This window comes from Pseudomonas sp. 21615526, assembly GCF_013386245.1.
Lineage (GTDB): Bacteria > Pseudomonadota > Gammaproteobacteria > Pseudomonadales > Pseudomonadaceae > Aquipseudomonas.
Window position 1 is genome coordinate 59,943 of record NZ_JACAOM010000106.1, and the last position, 7,706, is coordinate 67,648.

At 63.9% G+C, this 7,706-nt stretch carries 4 protein-coding genes; all 4 read left to right on the plus strand.

Annotated features, from left to right (window positions below; genetic code table 11):
• Positions 1–25: 25 nt before the first annotated feature.
• The 4 genes from HX786_RS26035 (at position 26) to HX786_RS26050 (ending at position 7,639) form a co-directional block, all read left to right on the plus strand.
• Positions 26–1,777, plus strand: a complete 1,752-nt coding sequence (locus HX786_RS26035) for a type I secretion system permease/ATPase (RefSeq protein ID WP_134326662.1) — start codon at positions 26–28, stop codon at positions 1,775–1,777.
• Complete coding sequence (locus tag HX786_RS26040; protein WP_178912794.1) at positions 1,774–3,108, plus strand: HlyD family type I secretion periplasmic adaptor subunit; 1,335 nt, start codon at positions 1,774–1,776, stop codon at positions 3,106–3,108. The genes HX786_RS26035 and HX786_RS26040 overlap by 4 nt, the downstream gene beginning before the upstream one ends.
• A gap of 2 nt (positions 3,109–3,110) precedes the next feature.
• Positions 3,111–4,448 (plus strand): TolC family outer membrane protein, encoded by a 1,338-nt coding sequence (locus HX786_RS26045; protein ID WP_102604636.1) that lies wholly within the window; start codon positions 3,111–3,113, stop codon positions 4,446–4,448.
• Positions 4,449–4,681: 233 nt separating this feature from the next.
• Entirely contained in the window at positions 4,682–7,639 is a 2,958-nt protein-coding gene (locus HX786_RS26050; RefSeq protein WP_178912795.1) for an autotransporter serine protease, read from the plus strand.
• Positions 7,640–7,706: the final 67 nt, after the last annotated feature.

Genomic DNA, 7,706 nt, shown 5'->3' on the forward strand with positions numbered 1-7,706 from the left:
TTCGGCTCAGGGAAGATCAGGCAACATGGCGAAGACCACTCCCGTTGCACCACTGTTCAAGGCACTCGGCGACTACAAAAGTATTCTGATCAGTATTGGCTGTTTCACGGCATTGATTAACGTATTGATGTTGGTGCCGTCGATTTATATGTTGCAAGTCTACGACCGCGTGCTGTCTTCACAGAACGAAACCACCCTGGTGATGCTGACGCTGATGGTGGTGGGGTTCTTCGCCTTTATCGGTGTGCTGGAGGTGATCCGCAGCTTTATCGTGATTCGCATCGGCAGCCAGCTGGAGCGGCGTTTCAACCTGCGGGTCTACAAGGCCGCTTTCGAGCGCAACCTGCAACGGGGCGAAGGCCATGGCGGGCAATCCCTGGGGGACCTGACCCACATCCGCCAATTCATCACCGGGCCTGCGCTGTTCGCGTTTTTCGACGCGCCGTGGTTTCCGATCTATCTGTTCGTGATTTTCCTGTTCAACGTATGGCTTGGGGTGCTGGCCAGTGCCGGTGCCGTGCTGCTGATAGCCCTGGCGTGCCTTAACGAATACCTGACCAAAAAGCCTCTGGGTGAAGCCAGCGGTTATTCCCAGCAATCCACCCAATTGGCCACCAGCCACCTGCACAACGCCGAAACCATCCAGGCCATGGGCATGCTGGGTGCATTGCGCAAGCGCTGGTTCAAGGTGCATTCGCAGTTCCTGGGCCTGCAGAACAAGGCCAGCGACACCGGCTCGATCATCAGTTCCCTGAGTAAATCCCTGCGCCTGTGCCTGCAATCGTTGGTGCTGGGCCTGGGTGCGCTCCTGGTGATCAAGGGCGACATGACCGCCGGGATGATGATCGCAGGCTCCATTTTGATGGGTCGGGTGTTGAGCCCCATCGACCAGTTGATCGCCGTGTGGAAGCAATGGAGTTCGGCCAAGCTGGCCTACCAGCGCCTGGACAACCTGATGCGCGAGTTTCCGCCTCAGGGCGAGCAGATGGCCTTGCCGGCGCCCAAGGGCAATGTGAGCTTCGAGCAAGTCAGCGCAGGCCCGCCGGGGCGACGCGTGCCAACCTTGCATCAAGTCAGCTTCAACCTGACTGCGGGCGAAGTGCTCGGCGTGCTGGGTGCTTCCGGCTCCGGCAAATCAACCCTGGCCCGCGTGCTGGTGGGCGTATGGCCAACCCTGGCGGGCACCGTGCGCCTGGACGGAGCCGACATTCATCGCTGGGACCGCGACGACCTCGGACCGCATATCGGTTATCTGCCCCAGGACATCGAACTGTTCAGCGGCAGCATCGCCGACAACATCGCGCGCTTTCGTGAAGCCGACCCGGAGCGGGTGGTGCAGGCCGCCCAACAGGCTGGTGTGCACGAATTGATCCTGCGCTTGCCCCACGGCTACGACACCGTGCTCGGCGACGAGGGCAGCGGCCTGTCCGGTGGGCAGAAACAACGGGTCGCCCTGGCCCGCGCGCTGTACGGCGGGCCACGCCTGATCGTGCTCGACGAGCCCAACTCCAACCTCGACACCGTGGGTGAAGCCGCCCTGGCCAGCGCGATCATGCAGATGAAAGCCCAGGGCAGCACGGTGGTGCTGGTGACTCACCGTTCCTCGGCGTTGGCCCAGGCCGACAAGCTGCTGGTGCTGAACGAAGGTCGTTTGCAGGCATTTGGTCCGAGCCAGGACGTGCTGCGCGCACTGTCCGGCCAGCAGGAAGCACCACGAGAAAAGGCCGGGGTCAGCCTCAGCCGTCAGTATCAAGCCGGAAGGAATCCAGGCGCATGAGCAGCGACAGCAGCATTCAAATCAACCGCGATTACGAACAGACCCATCCCGAGCACGACGCGCGTTTCTTCGCCCGCATGGGCTGGCTGCTGACGGTGGTCGGCGCCGGCGGGTTTTTCCTCTGGGCCAGTCTGGCGCCGCTGGACCAGGGGATCCCGGTACAAGGCACGGTGGTGGTATCGGGCAAGCGCAAGGCGGTGCAAACCCTGAGCCCCGGCGTGGTCAGCCGGATCCTGGTGCGTGAGGGCGAGGCGGTGAAGCAGGGCCAGCCGCTGTTCCGGCTCGACCAGACGCAGAACCAGGCCGACGTGCACTCCCTGCAAGCCCAGTACCGCATGGCCTGGGCCAGCGTGGCACGGTGGCAGAGCGAACGGGATAACCAGTCGACGATCACCTTTCCGCCCGAGCTGAGCGGCAACCCGGATCAAGCCCTGGCACTGGTCCTCGAAGGCCAGCGTCAACTGTTCAGTAGCCGCCGCGAAGCCTTTGCCCGGGAACAGGCCGGGATTCGCGCCAGCATCGAAGGCGCTACGGCGCAACTGAACGGCATGCGCCGCGCCCGCAGTGACCTGACCGCCCAGGCGCAATCCCTGCGAGACCAGTTGAACAACCTGCAACCCCTGGCCGACAACGGCTACATCCCGCGCAACCGGCTGATGGAATACCAGCGGCAACTGTCCCAGGTGCAACAGGACCTGGCGCAGAACACCGGCGAAAGCGGGCGGGTGGAGCAGGGCATCCTCGAATCGCGCCTCAAGTTGCAGCAGCACAGCGAGGAGTACCAGAAGGAAGTGCGCAGCCAACTGGCCGACGCGCAGTTGCGCAGCCTGACCCTGGAGCAACAACTGACCTCCGCCGGTTTCGACCTGCAGCACAGCGAGATCAACGCGCCCGCCTATGGCATCGCGGTCAACCTGGGCGTGCACACCGAAGGCGCCGTGGTGCGTGCCGGTGAAACCCTGCTGGAAATCGTGCCCCAGGACACCCGCCTGGAAGTCGAAGGGCGCCTGCCGGTGCACCTGGTGGACAAGGTCGGTGCGCACTTGCCGGTGGACATTCTCTTCACCGCCTTCAATCAGAGCCGCACGCCGCGGGTGCCGGGGGAGGTGAGCCTGATCTCCGCCGACCAGATGCTCGACGAAAAAACCGGCATGCCTTACTACGTGCTGCGCACCACCGTCAGCAGCAGCGCCCTGGAGAAACTCCATGGCCTGGTGATCAAGCCGGGGATGCCCGCCGAGATGTTCATCCGCACCGGCGAGCGCTCCTTGCTCAATTACCTGTTCAAGCCGCTGCTGGACCGCGCCGGCTCGGCGTTGACCGAGGAATGAGCATGAAGCCGATGTTCATCGCCTTACTGCTCGCCTGCGGCAACGCCCAGGCCGCCATGGGCCCGTTCGATGTCTACGAACAGGCCCTGCGCAACGACCCGGTATTCCTCGGCGCCATCAAGGAGCGCGACGCCGGCCTGGAAAACCGCACCATCGGCCGCGCCGGCCTGCTGCCCAAGCTCTCGTACAACTACAACAAGGGCCGCAACAACTCCCAGGCCACCTTGCCCGACGGGCGCGGCGGCAATTATCACGATGACCGCAACTACAACAGCTATGGCTCCACGTTCACCCTGCAACAGCCGCTGTTCGACTACGAAGCCTATGCCAACTACCGCAAGGGCGTGGCCCAGGCACTGTTTGCCGACGAGAGCTTCCGCGACAAGAGCCAGGCGCTGCTGGTGCGGGTGCTGACCTATTACACCCAGGCGTTGTTTGCCCAGGACCAGATCGACATTGCCCGCGCCAAGAAAAAGGCCTACGAGCAGCAGTTCCAGCAGAACCAGCATCTGTTCCAGCAGGGCGAGGGCACCCGCACCGACATCCTGGAAGCCGAGTCGCGCTATGAGCTGGCGACTGCCGAAGAGATCCAGGCGCTGGATGAACAGGACGCCTCGCTGCGCGAACTCGGGGCGCTGATTGGCGTGCAGAGCGTCAACATCAACGACCTGGCCCCGCTGAACCCGGGGTTTGCCGCCTTCACCCTGACCCCGGCCAATTACGACACCTGGCACGAACTGGCGCTGACCAACAACCCCAACCTGGCCTCGCAACGCCAGTCCGTGGAAGTGGCGCGTTATGAAGTGGAGCGCAACCGCTCAGGGCACCTGCCGCGCATCACGGCGTATGCCAGCTCGCGCCAGCAGGAATCCGACAGCGGCAACACCTACAACCAGCGCTACGACACCAACACCATCGGCATCGAAGTCAGCATGCCGTTGTATGCCGGTGGCGGCGTCTCTGCTTCCACCCGCCAGGCCAGCCGCGCCATGGAGCAGGCCGAGTACGAACTGGAAGGCAAGACTCGCGAAACCCTGATCGAACTGCGGCGCCAGTTCAGTGCTTGCCTGTCGGGAGTGAGCAAGTTGCGGGCGTATCAAAAGGCGCTGACTTCGGCTGAAGCGCTGGTGGTCTCGACCAAGCAAAGCATCCTCGGCGGCGAGCGGGTCAACCTCGATGCGCTGAACGCCGAGCAGCAGCTGTACAGCACCCGTCGCGACCTGGCCCAGGCACGGTACGACTACCTGATGGCCTGGACCAAATTGCATTACTACGCGGGCAACTTGCGTGACACCGACCTGGCCAAGGTGGACGAGGCGTTTGGTCCTGAGAGCCGCTGATGCCTGGACGAGTGGTACTTGGTGCAAGGGAGCTTTGGTGGCATGGGCGTTTGTTTTGGCAAGGGAGCTTGTTGTGGCAAGGGAGTTTTCTGTGGCAAGGGCGCTTGTTGTGGCGAGGGAGCTTGCTCCCGCTGGGCTGCGTAGCGGCCCCAAGATCTTGGGAGCGCTGCGCACTCCAGCGGGAGCAAGCTCCCTCGCCACAGGTATTTCAACAATAAGAAAAAGGACTCTTCATGATTACTGGTTCACCTCGCTTCAAACCTCTCACCGCAGGCTCCTTGCTGCTGCTGTCAGTGGCGGCCCACGGGCAGTACATCGAAGCCGGCAAAGTCGGCGACCCCGGCAGTTGGCGTTCCGCCGAGTTCCAGAGCGACTGGGGCCTGGAGCGGATGAAAGCCAACGAGGCCTATGCGAGCGGCATCACCGGCAGTGGCGTGAAGATCGGCGCCCTCGACTCGGGTTTCGACCCCAACCATCCTGAAGCCTCAAAAGACCGCTATCACGCGGTCACCGCCAGCGGCACCTACGTCGATGGCAGCCCCTTCACGACCACCGGCGCGCTCAACCCAAACAATGACTCCCACGGCACCCACGTGACCGGCACCATGGGCGCAGCCCGCGATGGCGTGGGCATGCACGGCGTGGCGTACAACGCGCAGATCTACGTCGGCAACACCAACGCCAGCGACAGTTTCCTGTTCGGCCCCACGCCAGACCCCAAGTACTTCAAGGCGGTGTACAGCGCGCTGGTGGATTCCGGCGTGCGCGCGATCAATAACAGTTGGGGCAGCCAACCCAAGGATGTCAGCTACCAGACCATTGGCGACCTGCACGCTGCCTATGCCCAGCACTACAACCGGAACACCTGGCTGGATGCCGCGGCCGATGTGGCCAAAGCCGGGGTGATCAACGTGTTCAGTGCCGGCAACAGCGGCTACGCCAACGCCAGCGTGCGTTCGGCCTTGCCGTATTTCCAGCCGGAGCTGGAAGGCCACTGGCTGGCGGTATCGGGCCTGGACAAGGCGAACAACCAGAAATACAACCAGTGCGGCATCGCCAAGTACTGGTGCATTTCCACCCCCGGGGCGTTGATCAACAGCACCATTCCCGATGGCGGTTATGGGGTGAAATCCGGCACCTCGATGTCGGCGCCCCATGCCACCGGCGCACTGGCGCTGGTGATGGAACGCTATCCGTACCTGAACAACGAACAGGCCTTGCAGGTGCTGTTGACCACGGCCACCCAGCTCAATGGCGCGGTCACCGACGCACCGACCACCCAGGTGGGCTGGGGCGTGCCGGACCTTGGCCGAGCGATGCACGGGCCCGGGCAATTGCTCGGGCCGATGAATGTCACGTTGGCGGCCGGGCAGGGCGATGTGTGGAGCAATGCGATCTCCGACAAGGCGCTGATCCAGCGCCAGGCCGAAGACAGCGCCGAAACCCTGGCCTGGCAGCAAACCCTGCGCGACAAGGGCTGGGAGAACGGCGTGGGCGCCGGCGCGAGTCAGCAGGACCAGACGGACTATGCCGTTGGCACTGCCCGTGCGGCAGCCGCGGCCCAGCGTATCTACGAAGGCAGCCTGACCAAGTCCGGTGCGGGCAGCCTGATCCTGGCGGGCGAAAACACCTACCGTGGCCCGACCACCGTGAATGGCGGCCGGTTGGCGGTGAATGGCTCGCTGACGTCCGCGGTGACGGTCAATGACAGCGGCACGTTGGGCGGCTCCGGTCGCATCGCGGCGTTACAGGTCAATAGCGGCGGCACCGTGGCGCCGGGCAACTCCGTGGGCACCCTGCAAGTGGCCGGGGATGTGAACCTCGCCGCCGGCTCCACCTATGCGGTCGAACTCACCCCCACCACCAGCGACCGGATTGTCGCCACGGGCAAGGCAATCCTCGGCGGCGGCACCGTGACCCTGGCCCTGGAAAACAGCCCGACCCTGCTCAGCCTGCAACAGGCGGAAAGGCTGGTGGGGCGCCAGTACAACATCCTCCAGGCGGCTGGCGGGATCCAGGGCCAGTTCGGTGCCGTGTTGCCCAACTACCTGTTCCTCGGCGGCACCCTCGACTATGCCGCCAACGGTGTGCAACTGGGCATTGCCCGCAGTGATGCGAGTTTCGCCAGTGTCGGTGCCACTCGTAACCAGCGTTCGGTGGCGGCGGCCGCCGAGCAGTTGGGCGCCGGTAATCCGGTGTACGAAAGCATCCTGCGGTCAGACTCGGCAGCCACGGCGCAGTCGGGTTTCCAGCAGCTGTCGGGAGAAATCTACCCGGCCATCGGCACAATGCTGATCAATGACAGCCGCCAGGTACGCGATGCCGTGGGCGAGCGCCTGCGCCATACGCCGGTTACCGGTGAGAGCAACGTGTGGGTCAAGGCGCTCGGCAGTTGGGGCAAGACCGACAGCCGCAGCGACACGGCAGGCTACACCAGCTCACTGGGCGGCATGCTGGCCGGTGTCGACGGCGCGCTGGACGAGCAGACCCGTGCCGGTCTCGTGGCCGGTTACAGCGACAGCTCGCTGAACATGGGCAGCGGCACGCATTCATCGGCGTCCATCGACAGCTACCACCTCGGCGCCTACGCCGGGCATGAGCTGGGCAATTGGCGCTTGAGCGTCGGCGGTGCCTACAGCTGGCATCGCGGCGACGTGAAACGCGACTTGCAGTACGGCGAAGTCAGCGGCAAGCAGAAGACCAAGCTGGATGCGCGCAGTGCCCAGGTATTTACCGAAGCGGCCTACCGTTTGAACGTGTCCTCGGTGGCGCTGGAGCCGTTCGCCAACCTGGCTTACGTGCATCTGGACAACGAACGCTTTGACGAGAAAGGCGACGCCGCCGCGCTGGAGCGTGGCAGTGACAGCCGCGATGCGGTGCTGAGCACCCTGGGCCTGCGGGCGGCAAAAACCTTCCCCCTCAATGACCGCCAGCAACTGGACGTTTCCGGCTCGCTGGGCTGGCAGCACAGCCTGAGTGCCGTTGAATCCGAAGAGCACCTGGCGTTTGTCGCCGGAGGGCCGTCGTTTGCGGTGCAAAGCTCGCCGTTGATGCGCGACGCGGCATTGGTGGGCGTGCAGGCGAGCCTGGCGTTGAGCAAAAGCACACGGGTCAACCTCGACTACACCGGCCAATTGGCTGGCCGGGAAAAAATCCAGGGTGTGGGTTTGAGCCTGAACTGGCAGTTCTGAGCAAGATCCTGAGGCCGAAAGAGGTCAACTGTGGGAGCGGGCTTGCTCGCGAATGCGGTGTGGCAGT